Origin of the sequence: Rufibacter ruber (assembly GCF_001647275.1) — a bacterium.
Taxonomy (GTDB): domain Bacteria; phylum Bacteroidota; class Bacteroidia; order Cytophagales; family Hymenobacteraceae; genus Nibribacter; species Nibribacter ruber_C.
In genome coordinates this window covers 1-21,645 of sequence record NZ_LRMM01000067.1, presented here as the reverse complement: position 1 = coordinate 21,645, position 21,645 = coordinate 1, and the positions used below count along the sequence as shown (strand labels likewise).

At 52.2% G+C, this 21,645-nt stretch carries 11 protein-coding genes and 1 pseudogene; 7 read left to right on the top strand and 5 right to left on the bottom strand.

Going from position 1 to position 21,645, the window contains the following annotated elements; translation table 11 throughout:
- Positions 1-113: 113 nt before the first annotated feature.
- The 7 genes and pseudogenes from A8O25_RS18720 (at position 114) to A8O25_RS18690 (ending at position 13,326) form a co-directional block, all read left to right on the top strand.
- Positions 114-1,241, top strand: coding sequence for an aspartate aminotransferase family protein (locus A8O25_RS18720; protein ID WP_066838224.1), 1,128 nt, complete (start codon positions 114-116; stop codon positions 1,239-1,241).
- A gap of 171 nt (positions 1,242-1,412) precedes the next feature.
- On the top strand, positions 1,413-2,369 hold the full coding sequence (locus A8O25_RS18715) for an N-acetylornithine carbamoyltransferase (protein ID WP_066838221.1): 957 nt from the start codon (positions 1,413-1,415) through the stop codon (positions 2,367-2,369).
- Between the two features lie 287 nt (positions 2,370-2,656).
- Positions 2,657-3,451 (top strand): acetylglutamate kinase, encoded by a 795-nt coding sequence (gene argB, locus A8O25_RS18710; RefSeq protein WP_066838218.1) that lies wholly within the window; start codon positions 2,657-2,659, stop codon positions 3,449-3,451.
- 420 nt (positions 3,452-3,871) lie between these two features.
- Positions 3,872-4,693, top strand: a complete 822-nt coding sequence (proC, locus tag A8O25_RS18705) for a pyrroline-5-carboxylate reductase (protein ID WP_066838214.1) — start codon at positions 3,872-3,874, stop codon at positions 4,691-4,693.
- Between the two features lie 149 nt (positions 4,694-4,842).
- Positions 4,843-5,906, top strand: a pseudogene (locus A8O25_RS18700) (M20 family metallo-hydrolase).
- Position 5,907: 1 nt separating this feature from the next.
- Positions 5,908-7,239, top strand: a complete 1,332-nt coding sequence (gene argH / locus A8O25_RS18695) for an argininosuccinate lyase (protein ID WP_066838211.1) — start codon at positions 5,908-5,910, stop codon at positions 7,237-7,239.
- Positions 7,240-7,455: 216 nt separating this feature from the next.
- On the top strand, positions 7,456-13,326 hold the full coding sequence (locus A8O25_RS18690; protein ID WP_066838209.1) for a DUF3320 domain-containing protein: 5,871 nt from the start codon (positions 7,456-7,458) through the stop codon (positions 13,324-13,326).
- 432 nt (positions 13,327-13,758) lie between these two features.
- On the opposite strand, the gene A8O25_RS18685 is transcribed toward A8O25_RS18690, so the two are convergent.
- The 5 genes from A8O25_RS18685 to A8O25_RS18665 all read right to left on the bottom strand — a co-directional run bounded on the left by A8O25_RS18685 (position 13,759) and on the right by A8O25_RS18665 (position 21,451).
- Positions 13,759-14,757 (bottom strand): NADP-dependent oxidoreductase, encoded by a 999-nt coding sequence (locus A8O25_RS18685; protein WP_066838206.1) that lies wholly within the window; start codon positions 14,755-14,757, stop codon positions 13,759-13,761.
- A 217-nt stretch (positions 14,758-14,974) separates the two neighbouring features.
- Entirely contained in the window at positions 14,975-17,416 is a 2,442-nt protein-coding gene (locus tag A8O25_RS18680) for a TonB-dependent receptor (protein ID WP_066838202.1), read from the bottom strand.
- A 330-nt stretch (positions 17,417-17,746) separates the two neighbouring features.
- Positions 17,747-19,132, bottom strand: coding sequence for a high affinity choline transporter 1 (locus A8O25_RS18675; protein WP_066838199.1), 1,386 nt, complete (start codon positions 19,130-19,132; stop codon positions 17,747-17,749).
- Between the two features lie 146 nt (positions 19,133-19,278).
- Complete coding sequence (locus A8O25_RS18670; RefSeq protein ID WP_066838196.1) at positions 19,279-20,025, bottom strand: LytR/AlgR family response regulator transcription factor; 747 nt, start codon at positions 20,023-20,025, stop codon at positions 19,279-19,281.
- Positions 20,026-20,428: 403 nt separating this feature from the next.
- Entirely contained in the window at positions 20,429-21,451 is a 1,023-nt protein-coding gene (locus A8O25_RS18665) for a sensor histidine kinase (protein WP_066838193.1), read from the bottom strand.
- Positions 21,452-21,645 lie beyond the last annotated feature (194 nt).

Here is a 21,645-nt window from a genome sequence, read left to right as displayed (position 1 = left end):
TCTGGAGACTCGCGCCAGCAACATATAAATTTCAGTTTTCGGCCTGATTTCTGAAAAACAGCCGCTAAACGGAAAAGTCTGATGTCTTACATCTTGAATTTTACGTCTTCAACATGAACCTCTTCGACGTTTACCCCCTCTTTGATATCACGCCTGTGAAGGCCCTCGGCTCCAAGCTCTGGGACGTGAACGGCACGGAATACCTGGATTTATACGGCGGCCATGCCGTGATTTCCATCGGTCACAGCCACCCGCATTATGTGAAGCGCCTCACCGACCAGCTGAACAACATAGGCTTCTACTCCAACTCGGTGAAGATTCCGCATCAGCAGGAACTGGCTGAGAAACTGGGCCAGCTGAGCGGCTACGAAGATTACCAGCTGTTCCTGATTAACTCCGGCGCTGAGGCGAACGAGAATGCCCTGAAACTGGCCTCGTTCCACACAGGCCGCAAGAAAGTGATTTCGTTCAGCAAGTCGTTCCATGGTAGAACCTCGGCGGTAGTAGCCGCCACCGATGACCGCAGCATTGTAGCTCCCGTGAATGAGACGGAGAACATTATCTTCCTGCCGTTCAATGATGCGGCAGCCGTGGAAGAAGCGCTGGCCACGGAAGAGGTAGCCGCCATTATTGTGGAAGGCATTCAGGGCGTGGGCGGTGTGAACATCCCTACCGCTCCCTTTTTGCAGGATTTGGAAAAACTAGCCAAGAAACACGGCGCGCTACTCATCCTGGACGAAATCCAGTCGGGTTACGGGCGTTCGGGCAAGTTCTTCGCGCACCAGCACGCGGGCATCAAACCCGATTTGATTACCATCGCCAAGGGCATGGGCAACGGCTTCCCGGTGGCGGGCGTCTTGATTTCACCCGAGATTCCGGCCAAGCATGGCATGCTGGGCACCACCTTCGGGGGAAATTATCTGGCCTGCGCTGCTTCTTTGGCGGTGCTGGAAGTGATGGAGCAGGAAAATCTGGTAGAGAACGCTGCCCAAATGGGCGAGTACCTCATGGAAAAAGCCAAAGCTATCCCCGGCGTGCGGGAAGTCCGCGGACAGGGCCTGATGGTAGGCATCGAGCTGGAAAACCCGTGCGCCCCGCTCCGCAAAGCCCTGCTGGACGAGTACCGCATCTTCACCGGCTCGGCCTCCAACAAAAACACCATCCGGATTCTGCCCGCCCTGAATGTGACGCAGGCTGAGTTGAATAGATTTTTAGAGGCGTTTGGGGCGTTGGTGAAGTAGAAGACACCTCACCCCCGGCCCCTCTCCCACGGAGAGGGGAGAAAAAACTATTATGTTTTGAGGCTGTTTTCTGGAAAACAGCCTCAAACCAGAAACCGTTAATTCAGGCCAAAAGCCAAAAGTCCCTCTCCGCGGGAGAGGGATTTAGGGTGAGGTCAAACTACAATAAAAATGAAGCAATTCACTTCCGTTCACGACGTAGAAGATATAAGCGCCCTGGTGCAGGAAGCGCTGGAGCTGAAGAAGAACCCGTACGCGTTTGAGCACCTGGGCAAGCGCAAGACGCTGGGCCTTATTTTCCTGAACCCCAGTTTACGCACCCGCCTCAGTACGCAGAAAGCCGCGCAGAGCTTGGGCATGAACGTCATGGTCATGAACATGGGCCAGGAAGGCTGGGCACTGGAAACCCAGGACGGCGCCATCATGAACGGCACCACCGTTGAGCACATCAAGGACGCGGCCGCCGTTATGGGTGAGTATTGTGATGTGCTAGGCCTCCGCTCCTTCCCAAAACTGCAAAACGTGGAAGAAGACTACACCGAAGAAATTCTGAAGAAGTTCATCCAGTACGCCAACGTGCCGTTCGTGAGCTTGGAATCGGCTACCCGTCACCCGCTGCAAAGCCTCGCCGATTTGGTCACCATTACCGAGCACGCCCCGCAAGGCCGTCGGCCGAAGGTGGTCTTGACCTGGGCTCCCCACGTGAAAGCATTGCCGCAAGCAGTTCCCAACTCTTTTGCTGAGTGGATGTGCGCCGCCGATGTGGATTTCGTCATCACCCACCCCGAAGGCTACGAGCTGGACCCGCAGTTCACCAACGGCGCGACCATCACCCACAACCAGCAAGAAGCTTTAGAAGGTGCCGACTTTATCTACGTAAAGAACTGGTCTACTTTTCAGCCCAAATACGGTGAAGTTCTCACCCAAGACCCCAGCTGGATGCTCACGAACCAGCACCTGGCCAACACCAACAACGCCAAAGTGATGCATTGCCTCCCCGTCCGCCGCAACGTGGAACTCAGCGATGAAATCCTAGACGGCCCTAACTCCCTGGTAGTAAACGAAGCCGCCAACCGTGAATTCGCGGCCCAAGCGGTACTGAAGCGGTTGCTTGAGGGGATTCAGTAGAAGGAACCAAAGCCCTCACAGGTTTTGAAAACCTGTGAGCTCTTACTTCCCTTCCTCCTCTTTGTCCTCCTGAAAGGACCTTGTGGGCGAACTAGATAGACCGTTGCTAAATGCAAGAAGCTGTTTTAGGCCTATTTTTCAGAAAAGAGGCCAAAAACGGAAGTTAAGTATAGCCATCGCTTTTCTAACTTGCCCATTAGGTCCTTTCAGGATGACATAATAATCTGAGCAAGTCTAACATCTCGTGTCTTGCTACTTGATACGCGATACCTGATATGAATACAAACATGCAGAAACTCAACGTCATCAAAATTGGGGGAAACGTGCTGGACAACCCGGCGCAGTTGGAGCAGTTCTTAACTGATTTTGCTTCTGTGCCAGGCCCCAAAGTACTGGTGCACGGCGGCGGGAAAATTGCGTCGGAACTGAGCAAGCAGCTGGGCATTGAACCCAATATGGTGAACGGCCGCCGCATTACTGATGCCGACACCCTACGCGTGGTGACCATGGTGTACGGCGGATTGCTGAACAAGAACCTGGTGGCGCAACTGCAGGCCAGAGGCTGTAACTCCCTCGGCCTCACCGGTGCCGATGCCAACGTCATTCCCGCCCACAAGCGCCCTGTCAAAGACATTGATTACGGGTTTGTAGGCGATGTGGAAAGTCCCGAGCAGGTGAACGTCACCTTTCTGGCGTCCTTGGCAGAACAATGCATTGTACCGGTTTTCGCGGCCCTCACCCATGACGGCAAAGGAAACATGCTCAACACCAACGCCGACACCATCGCTTCTACCCTGGCTGTGGCGTTGAGCGGTCATTTTGAGGTGAGCCTGGTGTACAGTTTCGAGAAGAAAGGTGTGCTGCTGGATGTGGAAGATGAAACCAGCGTGATTCACCACCTGCAACCGCCCTATTATGCCGAGCTGAAAGAACAAGGCGCCATCTTCGCGGGTATGCTGCCGAAGCTGGACAATGCGTTTGCTGCGTTGGAACAAGGCGTGAAGGCGGTTATCATTGGTGATGCGGCTGAAATCCAGATTATTGCCGGAGGTGGCAAAGCGGGAACCAGGATTACGTTGTAAGACGCTCGTAGGAGCTGCGCGCACTACGAGGTCACGGCACCAGCATTTATGCCAGAATTGCGTTTTTGGTTTGATTTCCAGAAAACAGGCCAAAACGCAAAAGCCTGTGAGGTTTTGGAAACCTCACAGGTTTAATCACCCCGCTACGTAGCAGACACTTGCTCATAAGACCTCGTAGCGTGCGCAGCTCCTACGAGTGTCTCCGGATTAGCTGTTTTTGGCCTAATTTTCAAAAAACAGGCCGAAAACAGAGAGAAATAAAGGTAAATTAATGCCATTACTTTCTCTTTGTCATCCTGAAAGAAACTTGTGGGCAAGCGGTATTTACAGTTACTTTACCTAGTTCGCGCAAAAGGTCCTTTCAAGATGACAGTATAGATATAAATCAAGCCAAAACATCGGCTCTAAAATATTGAACCAATGAGTGAACCCTACAAAAAAATAGCGATTTTGGGTGGTGGCAACATGGGCATCGCGCTGGCGAAGGGCATGGTGGCCTCCGGGAAATACCGCGCCGAGGACATCACCCTCACCCGCCGCAATACCAAGCTATTAGATGCCATGGTGGAGCAGGGCTACCGTGCCTCCAGCAACAACGCGCTGGCCGTGGCCGAGGCCGACATCATCGTGCTCAGCATTCTGCCGCAACAGCTGGACAGCGTGCTGGACAATATCTCCGAGAGCATCGACCCCAGCCGCCATCTGTTCATCTCCATTGTGACGGGGGTGGCCGTGACGGATATCATTACCCGCATTGGCAAGGTAGTGGAGGTGGTGCGCGCAATGCCCAACACCGCCATCGCCATTCAGGAGTCTATGACCTGTATTGCCAGTAAAAATGCCTCTCCAGAGAACATGACCTTGGTGAAGGAAATCTTTTCGGCCGTGGGCGAAACCGTAGAAATTGAGGAAGAACTGATGTCCTCGGCGACGGCCTTGGTGGCCTGCGGTATTGCCTTCTTTTTACGGTCCATCCGCGCGGCGGCCCAGGGCGGTACCGAGATTGGTTTTCATGCGGGAGACGCACTACGTATGGCCGCTCAAACGGCTAAAGGCGCGGCTTCGCTGTTGCTGCACTTCGGGAGTCACCCCGAGAACGAAATTGACAAAGTGACCTCGCCCAAAGGCTGTACCATTGCGGGCTTGAACGAGATGGAACACAACGGTTTCAGCTCGGCCATGATTAAAGGTATCAGGACCTCGGCCAATAAGGCAGAGAAGTTGTATACGGACGAAAAGTAGATAAACCTCACCCCCGGCCCCTCTCCCACGGAGAGGGGAGTTTATAAAAACTGTTTTCAGCCTAGTCCCCGAGAATCAGCCCCAAAACGCATTAGCGGAGTCCCCCCTCTCCGTGGGAGAGGGGGCTAGGGGGTGAGGTCCCACACACCATGAACAACACCTTATACCAAGACGCCGTCGCGTTACTCCAGCAATTGATTTCCATCCAGTCGTTCAGCCGCGAGGAGGCGGGGACGGCGGAGGCGATTGCGCAGTTTCTACAGGCGCGGGGCGTGGAAATTCACCGGCAGCAGAACAACGTCTGGGCGTTCAATAAACACTACAACCCAGCCTTGCCGACGTGCTGTTGAACTCGCACCATGACACCGTGAAGCCGCACCCCAGTTGGACGGTTGACCCATTTACACCTACCGTGCGAAACGGCAAACTCATTGGTTTGGGCAGTAACGATGCCGGTGGTTGTTTGGTGGCTTTGATGGCTACGTTCCTACACTTTTATGCACGGCAGGATTTAACCTATAACCTGGTGCTGGCGGCTACTGCCGAAGAAGAAATCTCGGGCAGAAACGGCATTGAACTGGTGTACCCGGAGCTGGGCGCGGTGGAGTTTGCCATTGTAGGCGAACCAACCCAAATGCACCTGGCCGTGGCCGAGAAGGGTCTAATGGTGTTGGATTGCATAGCGCACGGACAAGGTGGACATGCCGCGCGCGAGGAAGGAATCAATGCTATTTATGAAGCACTACCGGATATTGAGTGGTTCCGCACGTTCCGTTTCCCGAAGGAGTCCAGTTTCTTGGGACCAATTAAAATGAGTGTGACCATCATTCAGGCAGGTTCGCAGCACAACGTGGTACCCGACCAATGCAAGTTTACCGTGGATGTGCGCATGACCGATGCCTACCAGCCGGAAGAAGTGTTGAGCATTATTCGGGAGCACGTGAAAAGCGAGGTGACCCCACGGTCCACCCGTTTGCGGCCCTCGTCCATTGACCAGAATCACTCCATCGTGCAGTCGGGCATCAGGCTGGGCAGGAACCTGTACGGCTCCCCTACCACCTCAGACCAGGCGCTGTTGAGCATTCCTTCGCTCAAAATTGGCCCCGGTGACTCGGCGCGGTCGCATACCGCCGATGAATATATTTACCTTTCAGAACTGGAAGAAGGCATTCAGCTTTACATAGAACTTTTGACACCCGTTATTACCGCTTAGCATGAAACTCTGGCAGAAAGAAACCTCCGTGGCGCAGAACGTTGAGAAATTCACCGTGGGCAAAGACGCCGAAATGGATTTGCAACTGGCTCCTTTTGACGTGCTGGGCTCCCTGGCGCACACGCGTATGCTGGAGAGCATCGGGCTCATGGAGCCGGAAGACCTGGCCGCTGTGCAGTGCGAACTCAAGGAAATATACAAAAGCATTGAACGCGGAGAATTCGAGATTGAGCCCGGTGTGGAAGATGTGCATTCTCAAGTAGAGTTGCTGTTAACGCGCCGTTTGGGCGAGGCGGGCAAGAAGATTCACAGCGGCCGGTCCCGCAACGACCAGGTGTTGGTGGACCTCAAGCTGTTCATCCGCCATGAAATTCGGCTTACCGTAGAGGCCGTGCACACGTTGTTCACTACCCTACAAGAACTCAGCGAAAAGAACAAAGATATTTTGCTGCCCGGGTACACGCACTTGCAGGTAGCTATGCCATCTTCGTTCGGGCTGTGGTTTGGGGCTTACGCCGAAAGTCTGGTGGATGACCTGCAACTTTTGCAAGCGGCCTACAAAATCAGCAACAAGAATCCGCTGGGCTCGGCAGCCGGCTACGGCAGTTCCTTCCCGTTGAACCGCCAAATGACGACGGATTTGCTGGGTTTCGAGGCGCTGAACTTCAACGTGGTGTACGCCCAGATGGGCCGGGGCAAAACCGAGCGCAGCGTGAGCATGGGTCTGGCCTCCATTGCCAGCACCATCGGCCGCATGGCCATGGATGTGTGCCTGTACATGAGCCAGAACTTCGCCTTCGTGACGCTGCCCGACGAACTGACCACCGGTTCCAGCATCATGCCGCACAAGAAAAACCCCGATGTGTTCGAGATCATGCGCGGCAAGTGCAACCGCCTGCAAGCGCTTCCCACCGAGATTCAGATGCTGCTCGGCAATCTGCCCTCCGGCTACCACCGTGAATTGCAATTGCTCAAAGAAAGCTTCTTCCCCGCCTTCACCGAAATCAGAAACTGCCTGGAGATGATGACCTTCATGCTCCCGCACCTGAAACTGAACCAGGACATCCTGAAAGACGAAAAGTACCAGTACCTCTTCAGCGTGGAAGTGGTGAACAACCAGGTGTTGAGCGGCGTGCCTTTCAGAGACGCGTACAAAAACGTGGGCCTTGCTATTGAGAAAGGTGAATTTGAACGACCAGAGAAAGTGAACCACACGCATGAAGGCAGTATTGGCAATCTGTGCACGGCTGAGATTAAAGGCTTGATGGATGAAGTGTTGAGCGGCTTCCGGTTTGAGAAAGTAGATAAAGCGATTGCGGAATTGCTGGCGTAGCGTTTTAGGCCTGTTTTCAGAAAAACAGGCCTAAAACGCAGTAGACCTCACAGGTTTTGAAAACCTGTGAGGTCTTTTCTTTTTAGTGCTTAAGCAACAACAATCTCTTCTACATCATAACATCTTCTTCGGCTTCATTTTATTTCTGATTCTACTGGTGTTACTCCCCAAATAATTTTAACTTACTAATCATAATCCTATTAAACATTAAATTTTATGACGGCTGCAGTAGACATTGAATTCATTTATTCCCCTTCTATCAACTATGCCATGCAACAGAACCACGTTTCAGTGGTTAGAAAACTGCGGGTAGCCAATATCAGCGGAATGGATTTGCAGAACATATCCATTGAACTAACCTCGGAGCCAGAGTTCGCTGCGGTCTGGAAGTACCATATTGATGCCCTTAAAACAGATGAAAGCTTTGAATTGGAAGCCGTTCATCTTAAGATATCCTCTACGTACTTATCTACACTAACTGAAAAGGAAGCGGGCAGCTTTAGATTAACTGTTACGGCAGAAAGTCAACCTATCTTCACAGAAGATTATCCTATCTCTGTTCTGGCCTATGACCAATGGAGCGGATACACCAGCTTACCTGAAATGCTGGCTGCCTTTGTGACCCCAAACCATGCCGAGGTACTGAACATAATCAGAAAGGCGGCCCCAATTCTAGAGAAGTGGACAGGCAATCCTTCCTTTGATGAGTACCAAAGCCGAAATCCAGATAGGGTACGCAAGCAAATGGCGGCCATTTTTGAGGCCATTGCCCAGGCACAGTTAGTCTACTGTAGCGTCCCTGCCAGCTTTGAAACTAACGGCCAGCGCATTAGAATGTGTGACACTATTTTCACCCATAAACTAGCCAACTGTCTGGACATTACCTTGCTCTATGCGGCCTGCCTAGAAGCTGTGGGCATACACCCTTTGTTGGTCTTGATAGATGGGCATGCATTTGCGGGAGGCTGGCTCATTGATGAATCTTTCGCAGACCCTGTTAATGATGACCCTTCCCTACTTACTAAAAGAACGGCAGACGGCATTAATGAGATTGTACTGGTAGAGGGCACTAGCATGAATGCCGGCACGCCCATGTCTTTTGATGTGGCTGTACGTGCCGCTAACCAGCACATGGCCAAAGAGGACAGTTTCAACCTATTCATTGATATAAAGCGCACCAGATTTAGCGGTATTAGGCCGCTTCCGTTGCGGGTAAATACGCAGAGCGGCTGGGAAATTATAGAAGAGACACCCGCCAAAGAGCGGGACAACCTTGCCCCAGAAGCACTTGCTACTGGGGTACAGGTACTGGACGTAGAACATATAGAAGTCTCCAAGCAACGGCTTTGGGAGCGGAAACTCCTTGACCTAACCCTAAGGAACAATTTGCTGAACCTTAGATTAACCAAAAGTGCCATCCAGTTTATTTCTATCAATCTCAGTAAACTGGAAGATGGCCTCGCAAATGGCCATGAGTTTCAGGTTTTGGCAAAACCCGCCGACTGGGATAACCCGCTACGGAACACAGGAATCTATCAGGCCCTGAACCAATCAGACCCCATAGCCGATTTAGTAGCTCATGAATTTACCCATAAACGGTTACGCTCTTATCTTACAGAAACAGAACTGCAGCATAGCCTCACCAATATTTACCGTACCTCCCGCCAAGCCATAGAAGAAAATGGAGCCAATACCCTCTATATAGCACTAGGCTTGCTGAAGTGGTACGAGACACCAGTGAGCGAACGCCCACGTTATGCCCCAATTCTACTTCTGCCCGTTGAGATTATTAGAAAATCTGCCCAGAAAGGGTATGTCATCAGAAGCCGAGAGGAAGAAACCTTGATGAACATCACCTTGCTGGAGATGCTCCGCCAAGACTTTGGAATCAATATTGGAGGGTTAGAGAATTTACCTAAAGACGAAAGCGGCGTAGATGTGAAGCTGGTCTTCAATATTATTCGCAAAAGCATCATGTCCCACTCCCGTTGGGATGTGGAAGAACAAGCATTTTTAGGAACCTTCTCATTCAGCAAGTTCATTCTCTGGAACGATATACACCACAACGCCGATAAATTAAGTCAGAACAAGATTGTCAAGAGCCTTATCTCAGGCAAACTGGAATGGCAGCCCGAGCCCCTCACTATTGACGGAGCGCTAGACACGGCCTATCATCCCACTGACATTGCGCTACCCATTAGCACAGACTCTTCTCAGTTCTCAGCTATTCTGAGTTCTGCCCAAGGCAAGAGTTTTGTGTTGCACGGCCCTCCTGGAACGGGCAAGTCACAGACCATTACCAACATCATAGCCAACGCCCTGTACGCGGGCAAGAAAGTGCTGTTTGTCTCGGCTAAGAAAGCAGCGTTGGAAGTAGTGGAAAATCGATTGGAATCCATAGGCATTGGCCCCTTCTGTCTGGAACTGCACTCTAACAAGTCAAAGAAATCGGCGGTACTGGAGCAGTTGAAACGGGCAGCGGAAATCACCAGAAAATCTTCTCCCCAGAATTTTGAATCTGAGGCAGAGCGGCTTCACTCAATCAGGACAGAGCTGAATGAATACGTGCAGGCACTGCATAAGAAATATGGTTTTGGTCTTTCCCTGTTTGACGCCTTTACCAACTACAGTCAATATACAGCGCTGCCTGATAAGGTTTCCTTCAGTTCAGAGGCTTTGCAGCACCTCACAGAAGCCCAACTGACCGAGTGGCAAGATTTAGTGGAGCAGGTGCAGGTAATTGGCTCTGTCTGCGGTCATCCGCACCAACATCCGCTGGAGGCAGTAAAAGTGCGGCAATATGCCCAGCAACTCAAAGCCGAAGCCAAGGAACTCATCACCAGCTACCAGAATCTTCTGCAACAGTATCAAACCCAGCTACCTGCCATTTGCCGCATCTTAAAAGTAAGCTCACCTGTCACTACTAAAGAGAGAGCAGAAGCCTTATACAACCTTGCTGTTTCTCTCCTAAATCTGCCAGACATCCCCACGTCTCTCCTGAACATAGACCACGTGGAGCAGACTCTGTCACAGTTAATGGGGCTGGCCGAACATGGAGAAAAGAGGGATGCCCTGATTCAACAACTTCTGCAAAAGTTTAACAAGACTATCCTCACCTTCCCAGCCTTACAAACCCAGCAAGAATGGGTAATGGCAGAGCAAAAATGGTTTCTGCCCAAGTATCTGAAACAGAATTCGCTTCTCAAAGGGCTGAAACAACATGCTCTAGGCGGCAACCTTTCTAAACAAGAAATCCCTGATTATCTACAAACTGTCATAGATTACCAAACAGAACAGGAACACCTGGACAAAGCTAGCCACTTGCCTCAACTACTTGGTTTTCTATGGCAGAATGGCACCTGCCAATGGAATACGCTGGTCTCTATCTGCAAAAGTCTGATTGACATTAACCGGCAGGCAATTACTTTAAACACAGCCTCCAAAACCAAAGAGTGGCGCACGACTTTGGCTCAGGAATTCTCTGAGGGCAGCAAAGCATACCTGAAGCCCTATGCGCAAACGTTGGAACAATTTAATTTCCTGTACCAGGAGATTCTTCAGAAAGAAAAGGAACTGCACAACTTGCTCGGCATAGATGTACATTCCCTGAAGCAGGAAAATACTGATTGGGTAGAGAATGCCCTGGTTTATTCAAATAGATGGTTAAATGCATTAGACGAACTCCGCGATTGGATAAATTGGCTACAGATTAAAGACAAAGCGTTGCAAATAGGCTTGCAACCGCTCATTACAGCATATGAAAACGGCGGTATCCCTAGTGAAGAGGTTGTTTCCTCTTTCAAAAAAGGTATTTACCGCTCCTGCGCCGAATTCATTATTAACCAAGACCCGCAATTAAGTACCTTCAACGGCAAGCTCTTTGAAGAGAAAATCAAGAAGTTCAGAGAGTTGAGCAAGAACTTTGAGAGACTAACCAAAGATGAACTGTACGCTCGCCTGGCCGCCAAGATTCCATCTTTCTCCCAAGAAGCCTCTCAGAGTTCAGAGATAGGTATTCTGCAGCGCAACATCAGAAACAATGGTAGGGCTACGTCCATCCGCAAGCTGTTTGACTCCATCCCCAATTTGCTTGCGCGCCTTTGCCCTTGCATGCTCATGAGCCCTATCTCAGTAGCACAGTATTTTGACGCCAACTCCGCTAAGTTTGATTTGGTAGTGTTTGATGAAGCCTCCCAAATGCCAACTTGCGAGGCAGTTGGTGCAATTGCCCGCGGCACCAACGTGATTGTAGTAGGCGACCCTAAACAGATGCCCCCTACCAGTTTCTTCGCTACTAATGCCGTAGATGATGACAACATTGAAATGGAAGACCTGGAAAGCATTCTGGATGATTGTCTGGCACTTTCCATGCCGTCTCACCACCTATTGTGGCATTACCGAAGCAAGCACGAAAGCTTAATTGCCTTCAGCAACGCGAAATACTATGAAAATAAGCTCCTCACCTTCCCTTCTACCGACGACATTACTACCAAGGTACAGCACGTGCCTGTAGACGGATATTATGACAAAGGGAAAACCCGCCAAAACCAAGCAGAAGCCAAAGCCATTGTAGACGAGGTTATTCAACGGCTATCGCACCCACTGCAGTCAAAGCGAAGCATTGGCATTGTCACGTTCAGTGTGGTACAACAGAACTTGATTGAGGATTTACTCACAGAGGTCTTTAAATCCAGACCTGACCTGGAGCAAATTGCCACCGAAACCGAGGAACCACTGTTTATCAAGAACCTGGAAAACGTGCAGGGCGATGAGCGGGACGTCATTCTCTTCTCTATTGGGTACGGCCCAGACAAGGAAGGCAAAGTAAGCCTGAACTTCGGGCCCATTAACCGTGAGGGCGGCTGGCGGCGTTTAAACGTGGCAGTTTCCCGGGCCCGTTACGAGATGAAAGTCTTTTCTACGCTCCGCTCTGACCAGATAGACATTACCCGTACCGCCTCAGAAGGCGTGGCTGGCTTAAAGGCTTTCCTGGCGTATGCCGAAAAAGGAAAAATGGCCTTACCTGGGCGCGCGCTCCTTTCCGCTGGTCAGGCAGCTTCTTTTGAGAAGACGCTGGCAGAGGAAATCAAGAAGCAAGGCTATGAGGTACATACCGCCATTGGTTGCTCTGACTACAAAATTGACATGGGCGTGGTGAACCCGGCCAACCCAAGTGAATATATTCTAGGCATTCAATGTGACGGCCACAATTACTACAGTGCCAAAACCTCTAGAGACCGCGAAATCGTGCAGGCAGATGTCTTGCGCATTCTGGGCTGGAACATTCATAAAGTATGGGCCATGGAATGGTGGGAAAATCCCGAAAAAACCCTTCAAGGCATTGTATCAGCCATTAAGGCTGCGGAAGAAGGCAAAATAAAACTGCCAGAGGTAGAAGAAAGACCAACCGCTCCTGAAGCCCCTTCTCCTCAGCAACAGCTAGAGGTGGCTTTCATTTCCTCCAACTTGGCTGTAGAAACCTTAGTGGAGAAGGCCATTGCTACCGCTGAACTGGCGACGGCGACTGCCGCAATGGCGTATGAAGTCTGCCAGATAGAATCTGTTCAGGCTAATTCGTCAGAAGATTTCCTCCAGCCCTGGAACCAGGAGAAGATAAAGAATCAAATAATGCAGGTTCTCAATACAGAATCTCCTATCAGCCAAAATTTGCTCAGCAAAAGGGTATTAGCCGCTTGGGGAATCGCCAGAAACGGTTCTAGGGTGAACGCCCATTTTGAGCAGCTTTTCGCCCAGCTTCCCATTAGTAAAACCCAGTTGGGTAAAAGCACAATTCTCTGGAAAGAAGAACACCAGCCGGAGCAGTACACTAGTTTCAGGGTAAGTGAGTCAGAGGGCCAGAAACGGGAGGCCGATGATTTGCCACCCGAAGAAATTGCCAACGCCATCAAAGAAATACTGGCCAACCAGATAAGCCTGCCCAAGAGTGAATTAATCAGAGAAGCCTCCCGCCTATTTGGCTACGCCCGCTTGGGTGCCAACGTAGAGACCGCCATGACGGCAGGCATAGACCATGCTATCAACCAAGGCTTCGCCGTGGAAGAAGGCGGACGCTTAATCTTGCCCTAATCATTCTTTTGCGTTTTTGGGCTGTTTTCAGAAAAACAGCCCAAAAACGGAAAAGGCCTCACAGGTTCTGGAAACTAGTGAGGCCTTTTTTTTCTGGCGCGAGACTCCAGTCTCGTGCCACGGGATGAGGCGAGTCTCCAGACCGCCGAGAGCCAAAAATAGAATTGCTACTATGCGCGAAGTACTTCCGTGACTTACAGTTTCAGCAAGTCACGGAAGTAACTTCCGCGCCATAGAATGATTCTCTGGAACGCTCCTTTAGCATGTGTCATCATCCCCCTACCCCTTCCAAGGGGGACGAAATGCGTCCAAACTGCACAATTAGTAAGTCCCTACAATGCGTTTTTCGGTCTGATTTTCAGAAAACAGGCCAAAATGCAAAAGCGGTGTTCCCCCCTCTCCGCGGGAGAGGGGGCTAGGGGGTGAGGTCCCTTACACCTCCACCAGCATTTTCCCTTGATTCTGGCCGGTGAACAAACCTAAGAACGCATCAGGGAGTTGCTCGAAGCCTTCTACAATGGTTTCCCGGTAGTGGAGTTTGCCTTCTTTGACCCAAGCGCTGAGTTGCTGCATGGCTTCGGGGAAGCGGGCGTGGTAGTTGCTCACGATGAAGCCTTTGATGAGCGCGCTGCGGGTGAGTACCAGCGGCAGGAACCGGGGGCCCTGTTGGGGCTTTTCGTCGTTGTAATGGGCGATCTGGCCGCAGATGGCGAGGCGGGCGTGGAAGTTGATGAGCGAAATGACGGCATCAGTGATTTCGCCGCCCACGTTGTCAAAATACACATCCACACCGTTGGGGCAGGCGGCTTTCAGGTCGGAACGCAGGTCTTGGGTGATTTTGTAGTTAATCACTTCGTCGTAGCCGAACTCCTTTTTCAGCAGCTCGGCTTTCTCGTCTGAGCCTGCCAGACCCACCACGCGGCAGCCTTTGAGCTTGGCAATCTGACCCACCACCATGCCCACGGCCCCGGCCGCGCCCGATACCACCACCGTCTCGCCCTCTTTGGGCTGCCCGATGTCCAGCAACCCGAAGTAAGCCGTTAAGCCAGGCATACCCAGAATGCCCAGGTAATAGCTGGCGGGAGCCAGGCTGGTGTCTATTTTCTGGAGCTTTTTCGCCTCGGCAATGGACTGCGTGGCCCAGGGCAACGCACCCAATACCACATCGCCGGGTTGCAGAGCCTCGCTCCTGGATTCCAGCACTTTGGCTACTACGCCACCTTCCAGCGGCGCATCCACCTGAAACGGGGGCGTGTAGGACTTGGCGTCGTTCATGCGGCCGCGCATGTACGGGTCAACGGAGAAAAACTGAGGTTCCAGCAGCACCTGCCCGTCCTGCAAAGCCGGCAACTCTACTTTCTCAAACCTGAAATTCTCTTTGCTGGGGTTCCCCTTCGGCCGACTGGCCAATACGATCTGTGTAATTTCCATGGTGTTTCTCTACAAGATGACGGCTCGCTTAAGCGCAAGCCCTCTGTAAAGAAACGGTCTTCGGCGGGAAAGGGTATTGAGGGTACCGCGAAACAATGAAGCTCCGGTTGCTAAGCCGCTTTTTAGTCTGAATGCTCTGGATAATCCTTCCTTAAGCAGCAGAGGGAGCCCAATTACTTGGACTCCCTCTTTACTGGGTAGCTTTTGCAGCTGAAGTTTAAAACTTATACCCTACCGTAGCCATGAACTGGCGCGGCGCAATCGGGTTGATGCTGTAGCGGTCGTGCACCACGTAGTTCAGCTCATTGGTGATGTTGGAGATTTTAGCCAGCAAAGAAACCTTCCGGAAGGAGTACCCCGCAGACAGGTCAAGGGTGGTGAAGCCGCTCAACGGAATCAGACGGCTGAAGCTTTTTGCTTTTTGATCAACCGTATTGTTCAAGCCGCCGTTGCGCTCGCCGGTATAGAAAGCAGAAACACCCAGCTTTATCCCTTTCAGGAACGATTGGTCAAAAGTATAGAACACAGAGCCATTGGCGGTGTGGGCGGGGTTGTTGATGAGACGTTCGCCCTCCACCATAGAGGTTCCTAATTCAGAGGTGTTGGTGAAGCGGTGGTAGTTGTAGCCGTAGCCTACCAGGAAGTAGAAGTTCTGGGATACATTTCCTTTTATGTCAATATCAAAACCGTCACTGGTGGTTTCACCGGTCAGTTCTTTCACGTTGGGGTCTGTATTGCTGGTACCGTCTGCCCGGAACTGGGCCTGCTGCGCCAGATTGCTGTTCACATAGCGGTACACACTCAGGCTGGTGGTGAGTTTCCCGTTCAGGAACTCGCTTTTGGCCCCTACTTCATACTGATCTACAATAGACGGGTCCAGCTGCTGGAAATTAATGTCGGTGCCGGAGTTTACGGTGAAGTTATTGGCGTAGCTGGCATAGAAAGACATGTTCTGCACCGGCTGGTAAATCAACGCTGCCTTTGGGGAGAAAGCCCGGTCTGCCTTGCTTGGGTTTGCCCCTTCTCTCTCCTGCTGCGTTTCATTGTTGAAGATGGTGGTGCGGTACACATTCTGGTAAGACCAACGCAGACCGGCCAGCACCTTGAACTTATCTGAAACGGTGATCATGTCTTGCACATAGGCCCCAAATCTATAATTGGGAGAGGTGGTCTGCTCTACCACAGCACGGGTAGGAACGTCTGTGCGGGCTTCAAATTTGGCCGGGTCCAGGATGTTGATCTTATCATAACCTGTCCCCACGGCCCCATTAGCCGCAGTGAATTTGAAGGTGTTGCTTTCGCTTTCAATCTTCACCACATCTGCGCCCACCAACAGTTGGTGGTGCAGAAAACCAGTGGAGACATTCCCGTTCAGGTTCAGTTGGGTAGTATAATTCAGTTCAGAGGTTTTGGCCGCGCTCAAGGTTCTGGTAAAGTCTCCGTTACCGGCTACGTTGTTGGGTACGCCCAAACCATAACCGTCCACCTGGGTTTTCTGCGTAGAGGCAATCAGATTGATTTTCCACTGGTCATTGAAGCGGTGGTTCACCGTCACAGACCCAGACAATTGCTCTGTGTTGTTGTAGGCCCACACGGCGTTGATAAACCGCGAACGGGGTATATCAGGAATCACGGCTTCCTGGCCGCCGTTCAAAGCCCCAATGCCGTTGTCGGGCACCAGGTCAGATTTCAGGTAATCGGTCTGCACCAGAATCTCGGTTTTCTGGCCCAACTTGTACAAGAGCGATGGGTTCACGTACACCCGCTCACTGTTCACCACCTCCCTGAAGCTGTTGGCTTTCTCATAGGTGCCCACCACCCTGAAGGCCAGGTTCTTGCTGATTGGCCCATAGATATCTAAAGTAGGTTTGTACAGGTCATAGCTGCCTACGCGCATAGTGGCTTCGCCGCCCCACTCAAACTTAGGCTTCTTGGTGACCATGTTGATGACCAAACCACCCGACACGTTGCCGTACAACAGCGCGGCGCTGCCTTTCAATACCTCAATAGACTCCAGCGTGCTGGCATCTGGGAAACCCTGGGTATTGGAGATTACGCCGTTCTTGAAGATGCTGCCCCCGGAACCGGCAATCCCGATGCTGAACCCGCGCGAAGTAAACGTTTCTGCAATGCCCTGGCGCTGCTGGGTGAGCGATACCCCGCTTACGTTCCGGATCGCGTCGCCCAGTCGCAGCACCTGCTGGTCAGCGATGACGGTGCTGTTCACGATGCCCACACTCTGCGGAAGGTCCAAGGGCCTGATGTCGGCTTTGCCGAAGGCGACTGGTTTGCTTAACCCGGCATACCCCGCTACCACCACCTCACTTAACTGGGCGGCACTTTCGGCTAAAGTGAAATCAACCCGGGTAATTTGCCCGCCGGTCACCGTTACTGTTTTCTCCTGTGTCTGCAGCCCCACATAAGAGACACGCAAGGTGTACGTGCCTTCTTCCACACCTCTAATTTGAAAAGAACCGTCCTCAGTGGTCATGCCGCCTTTGTTGGCCTCCACCAGGGTCACGCTCACGTAAGCTGCCGGTTTCCCCTCACTGGTACGCACCACGCCCGCCACACCGCCATGTTTCAGCTCGGCAAAGCCCAGGTGGGCCAGAAGTAGGAAGAGGAGTAAGAATGGGTAAGATCTGGTAAAAATTCGCATATCTTTTATTTAGATCAATTCTAAGTAGCGGCGCAAAATTAGAGAGCTTTTTGAATTCTACAATGCTTATTTGGAATTGATTTAAATAAAATTTGTCAACTGCTACAGGCTCGTGAGGATTAGAAACCGGCATAGATACCCCAAAGCTGTTGGGAATTTTAAAAGAGAGCTCCGCTGCAAAGTTTCCGGTTTCTGTTTTCGGGCTGTTTTCCTGAAAACAGCCCGAAAACAGAAACCATGGAACAATGAAAACCTACCCGGCCGCCTTTGCCCCGCAGCCTTGGAACCTCTAAACAGCTTCGCTAAAAGCCCTGATCCCCTATTCAACCATCAAGCCCCGGCTCTGGAACCAGGCCGAAGAACATGCCCCGCCACATACCCCACCGTACTCCCCGCCAGGCCGTACCACATAGGTTCTACCTGGGTACCCCAGAAACGGCAGAGCAGCCACACCCCCATCCCCAGCCCCATAGACAGAATGGCGGCTCCCGCCGAAGTTCTCTTCAGGTACATTCCGGCTACCAGCGGCACCAGCAGGCTCACCAGGCTCAGCACCGACGACTCGCTCACCAGCTCATGGATATTGCTCCTGGACATAGCAAACCCCAGCGAGATGGCCGCCACCACCAGCACGCTCACCCGTGAAAGCAACAACAGCCTCTGATCAGTCATGTTTTTGAAAAACGGGCGAAGCAGGTTTTCGCTCAAAATAGACGCCGGGGCCAGAATAGCGCCGCTGGCCGTACTCACTATGGCCGAAATCAGGGCCCCGAAGAACAGCACTTTCACCACCAACGGACTAGAACCCAGAATCAGGCTGGGTACCAGCATCTGGGCATCTTTGGCCGCCAGCTCAGGGTGCAGCACCCTGGCATATACAGCTAAGACCAACGGCAGCAGCGCCACCGTCACGTACAGAAACGCCGCCAGCAGAGACGCCCGCACCGCCACCTTCTCAGACCTGGCCGCCATGACCCGCTGAAACACGTCCTGCTGCGGAATGGAACCCAACCCAATGGTGAGCCAGAGCGCCAGGTAATTGAGCCACCCGGTAAAAGAGGTGCCGGTTTTGGGCGTAAGCCGGTAGAAATCTGCCGGGAGGGTGGCCGTTACCTGGGCCAGAGGCGTTTCGCGCATGACCCACCACGTGACCACCAGCAGGCCCAGAATGATCATGATGGTCTGCAGGTAGTCTGTCACGCTCACGCTCCACATGCCCCCAAAATACGTGTACACCACCACCAGAAAGCTGCCCAGCAAAACCCCTTGCACCAGCGTAGTGCCCAGCAGCAGGTTGAAGGCAATGCCCAAGGCCACCATCTGCGCCGCCACCCAGCCAAAGTAGGAAACCACCAGGCAGACAGAGGCCACTACTTCGGCGGTACGCCCAAACTTGACCCGGTAAAAATCCCCGAAGGTGAGCAGGTTCATGCGGTACAGTTTCCGGGCGAAGAACAGGCCCACCAGCACCAGACACAGCGCCGCGCCCAACGGGTCTTCCACCATGCCCATCAACCCGTCTTCGGCTACTTCGGCGCTGGCGCCTAAGATAGTCTCTGACCCAAACCAGGTGGCAAAGACCACCGCGGTGGCCATGGGCAACGGCAAGGCCCTGCCCGCCAATAGGAAGTCTGCGGTGTTGTGCACGCGCCGCGCCGCCCAAAGGCCTAGCAGCACATTGAGCGCCAGGTACAGCAAAACAAAAAAGACAAGCATTAGAAACGGGTTTCTGTTTTAGGGCTACTTTTCAGAAAACAGGTCAAAAACAGAAGGCAAGATAAAAGATACGCTCAATGGCCCGTTACTTCTTTTGCATTTTATTACGGTGTCCTTTCCCATTCCCATTTCCTAATCAGAAAACTTTACCCCTGCTCCTTCTCTCTGATCAGCTTAAAGAAGTTTTCGCGGTAGGTTTCGCCAATGGGGATTTGCCGGTCCTGGATGTAGAGCGTGTGGCCGTCAACCATGCGCACTTTGTCAATGGAGATGATGTAGCTTTTGTGCACGCGGTAAAACGGCGGCTGCGGCAGCTGCTCCTCCAGGTCCCGTAACGTCTGGTAGGTGACCACCCGCTGCTGCGGCAGATACAGAGACACGTAATTCTTGAGGCCCTCAATGTAGAGGACATCAGCGTAGTCAATGCGCAGGAACTTGTTCTTGCTTTCGCCCTTCACAAACATGTAGTCTGCCGGGGCGGCTGCCGCCGATGTCGCCGGGGCCACCGCCGCAACCGGAACGGCAGGAGCAACTGCCGTCTGCAACTGGGCCTGCGCTTTCTGCACGGCCTTCAGGAAGCGGTCAAACGCGATGGGCTTGAGCAGGTAGTCTACCACGTCATGCGCGTAGCCGTCAAGGGCGTATTCTGGGTAGGCGGTGGTGAGAATGACTTTGCACTTGTTGCCGGCCAGTTTCAGGAACTGCAGGCCGGTGAGTTCGGGCATCTGGATGTCCAGGAACACCAGATCACAGCGCCCTTCGCTCACCCACCCCAGCGCCTCAATGGGGCTGGTGGTGCTGCCCACAAATTCCAGAAACGGAATCTTGCCAATATAGGCCTTGAGCAAATTAGACGCGTACGCCTCATCATCCACACAGATACACCTGATCATTTTAATTGGGAATTAAGAATTTAAAGGTAACCATTCCTGCGTTTAGGCGCTGTTATTTACAGGTGCGTTTTCGCTGTTTTCATAAAAACAGCCCGAAAACGCATAGGCGGTATTCCCTCTCCCTTGGGGAGAGGGCGCCACGGCGGCAAAGCAATAAAAGCGTTCACCTGCTGCCGGTCAGTAATTTACTCTGAGCCTAGCTGTTTACAAGTGGAACTGGTTTTTCCCTCATCCTAACCTTCTCCCAGAGGGAGAAGGAACAGCGCTTTTCTGTTTTGGAGCTGTTTTGCCCAAAATAGGCTGAAAACAGGTGGTTCTTGGGTAGAGTGCCCCTTAAACGTAGCACCTCATTTCCTCATGCATCCTCTCAATTATACCTTCACCCATTCACTAAATCATTCCTTCACTCACTAATCAAAAGCTCCAGCTGCGCACGGTGTACCTGCCCGTCATTCTGCACGGTGAGCTGGTGCCGGTTGGGGTACAGGAGCGCCAGCCTGCGGCGGATGTTGGCCAACCCAATGCCGGTGGTCAGGTCTTTCTGCCCCTTGTGAATGTGGTTAGAGACGGTAAAGGTGAGTTGCGGCCCCGCCACCTGCAGGTCAATTAGAATGGGCGCGGCCGGGTCATCGGCTATGCCGTGCTTGAAGGCATTCTCTACCAGGGGGATCAGCAGCAAGGATGCCACCCGCTGCCCGCCTACCTCGCCTTCAACGGTAAAATTCACGAAGAAACGGTCTTCAAACCTTAGCCGGAAGATGTCAATGAAACTGCGCAGGTAGTCCAGTTCCTTCTGCAGCTCTACCTGGCCGTCTGGGCTCTCGTGCAGCATGTAGCGCATCATCTCTGAGAGTTTTAGAATGGCCTCGGCGAGTTTCTCTGAGACGGGGTACGCCTGCGCGTAGAGGTAATTGAGGGTGTTGTAGAGAAAATGCGGGTTGATCTGGGTTTTCAGGAAGGCCAGTTCGGCCTGATTCTTCTCTTGCCGTAGCAGCTTGTTCTCTTTCTCCTTTTTAAAGGCATCTTGCACATTCCAGACCACGGCGCTAATGGCCATCATGGGCAACGCCCGGAAAAGGTTGTCTACCAGATAGAAAGAAAAAGGCGTCCCCTCTGTGTAATTCCGGAAACCGAAAAGCAGCGGGTATAGCATCTCCTCCAGCAAGTAACGGGTAAAGGTGAACAGGAACGGGGTCAACGCCAGGAACACCAGCAAGGGCACCAACTTGTCTCGTTTCAGGAACCGCGGGTACACAAACGAGTAGCAGAAGTAGAACGTAACCGCCTGGCTCACGAAATACGTCAGGAACAGGAACTGCTTCCAGGAGAAGGGCCGGGAGGAAAGAAGGTAATCCTCCAGCATGCTGTACCCAATGTAGAAAATCCACGCCACCGCGTGGAAAAGAATCATCTTCCGGTGCTTCATGCTTTAAAACTACACAACGGCCCACACCTCACCACATTTTTTATCCCAACCCCCGCTTTTGCCGTGCCAACTGCTGTTTTCGGCCTGTTTTTCAGCAATACTTCGGACATTTTAAGGTAGAAGGATAAAAAAGGGCAGAAGCACTGTTAGCGGTGTGTGAAAACTACTACGGCTTCCGCCCCCGGCCCCGAGGG

Bases quoted from the DNA above. Each gene is read 5' to 3' on its own strand.
- A8O25_RS18690 (WP_066838209.1), top strand. From the start codon at position 7,456: ATGACGGCTGCAGTAGACATTGAATTCATTTATTCCCCTTCTATCAAC.
- A8O25_RS18720 (WP_066838224.1), top strand. From the start codon at position 114: ATGAACCTCTTCGACGTTTACCCCCTCTTTGATATCACGCCTGTGAAG.
- argH (WP_066838211.1), top strand. From the start codon at position 5,908: ATGAAACTCTGGCAGAAAGAAACCTCCGTGGCGCAGAACGTTGAGAAA.
- A8O25_RS18665 (WP_066838193.1), bottom strand. From the start codon at position 21,451: ATGAAGCACCGGAAGATGATTCTTTTCCACGCGGTGGCGTGGATTTTC.
- A8O25_RS18670 (WP_066838196.1), bottom strand. From the start codon at position 20,025: ATGATCAGGTGTATCTGTGTGGATGATGAGGCGTACGCGTCTAATTTG.
- proC (WP_066838214.1), top strand. From the start codon at position 3,872: ATGAGTGAACCCTACAAAAAAATAGCGATTTTGGGTGGTGGCAACATG.
- A8O25_RS18675 (WP_066838199.1), bottom strand. From the start codon at position 19,132: ATGCTTGTCTTTTTTGTTTTGCTGTACCTGGCGCTCAATGTGCTGCTA.
- A8O25_RS18685 (WP_066838206.1), bottom strand. From the start codon at position 14,757: ATGGAAATTACACAGATCGTATTGGCCAGTCGGCCGAAGGGGAACCCC.
- A8O25_RS18715 (WP_066838221.1), top strand. From the start codon at position 1,413: ATGAAGCAATTCACTTCCGTTCACGACGTAGAAGATATAAGCGCCCTG.
- argB (WP_066838218.1), top strand. From the start codon at position 2,657: ATGCAGAAACTCAACGTCATCAAAATTGGGGGAAACGTGCTGGACAAC.
- A8O25_RS18680 (WP_066838202.1), bottom strand. From the start codon at position 17,416: ATGCGAATTTTTACCAGATCTTACCCATTCTTACTCCTCTTCCTACTT.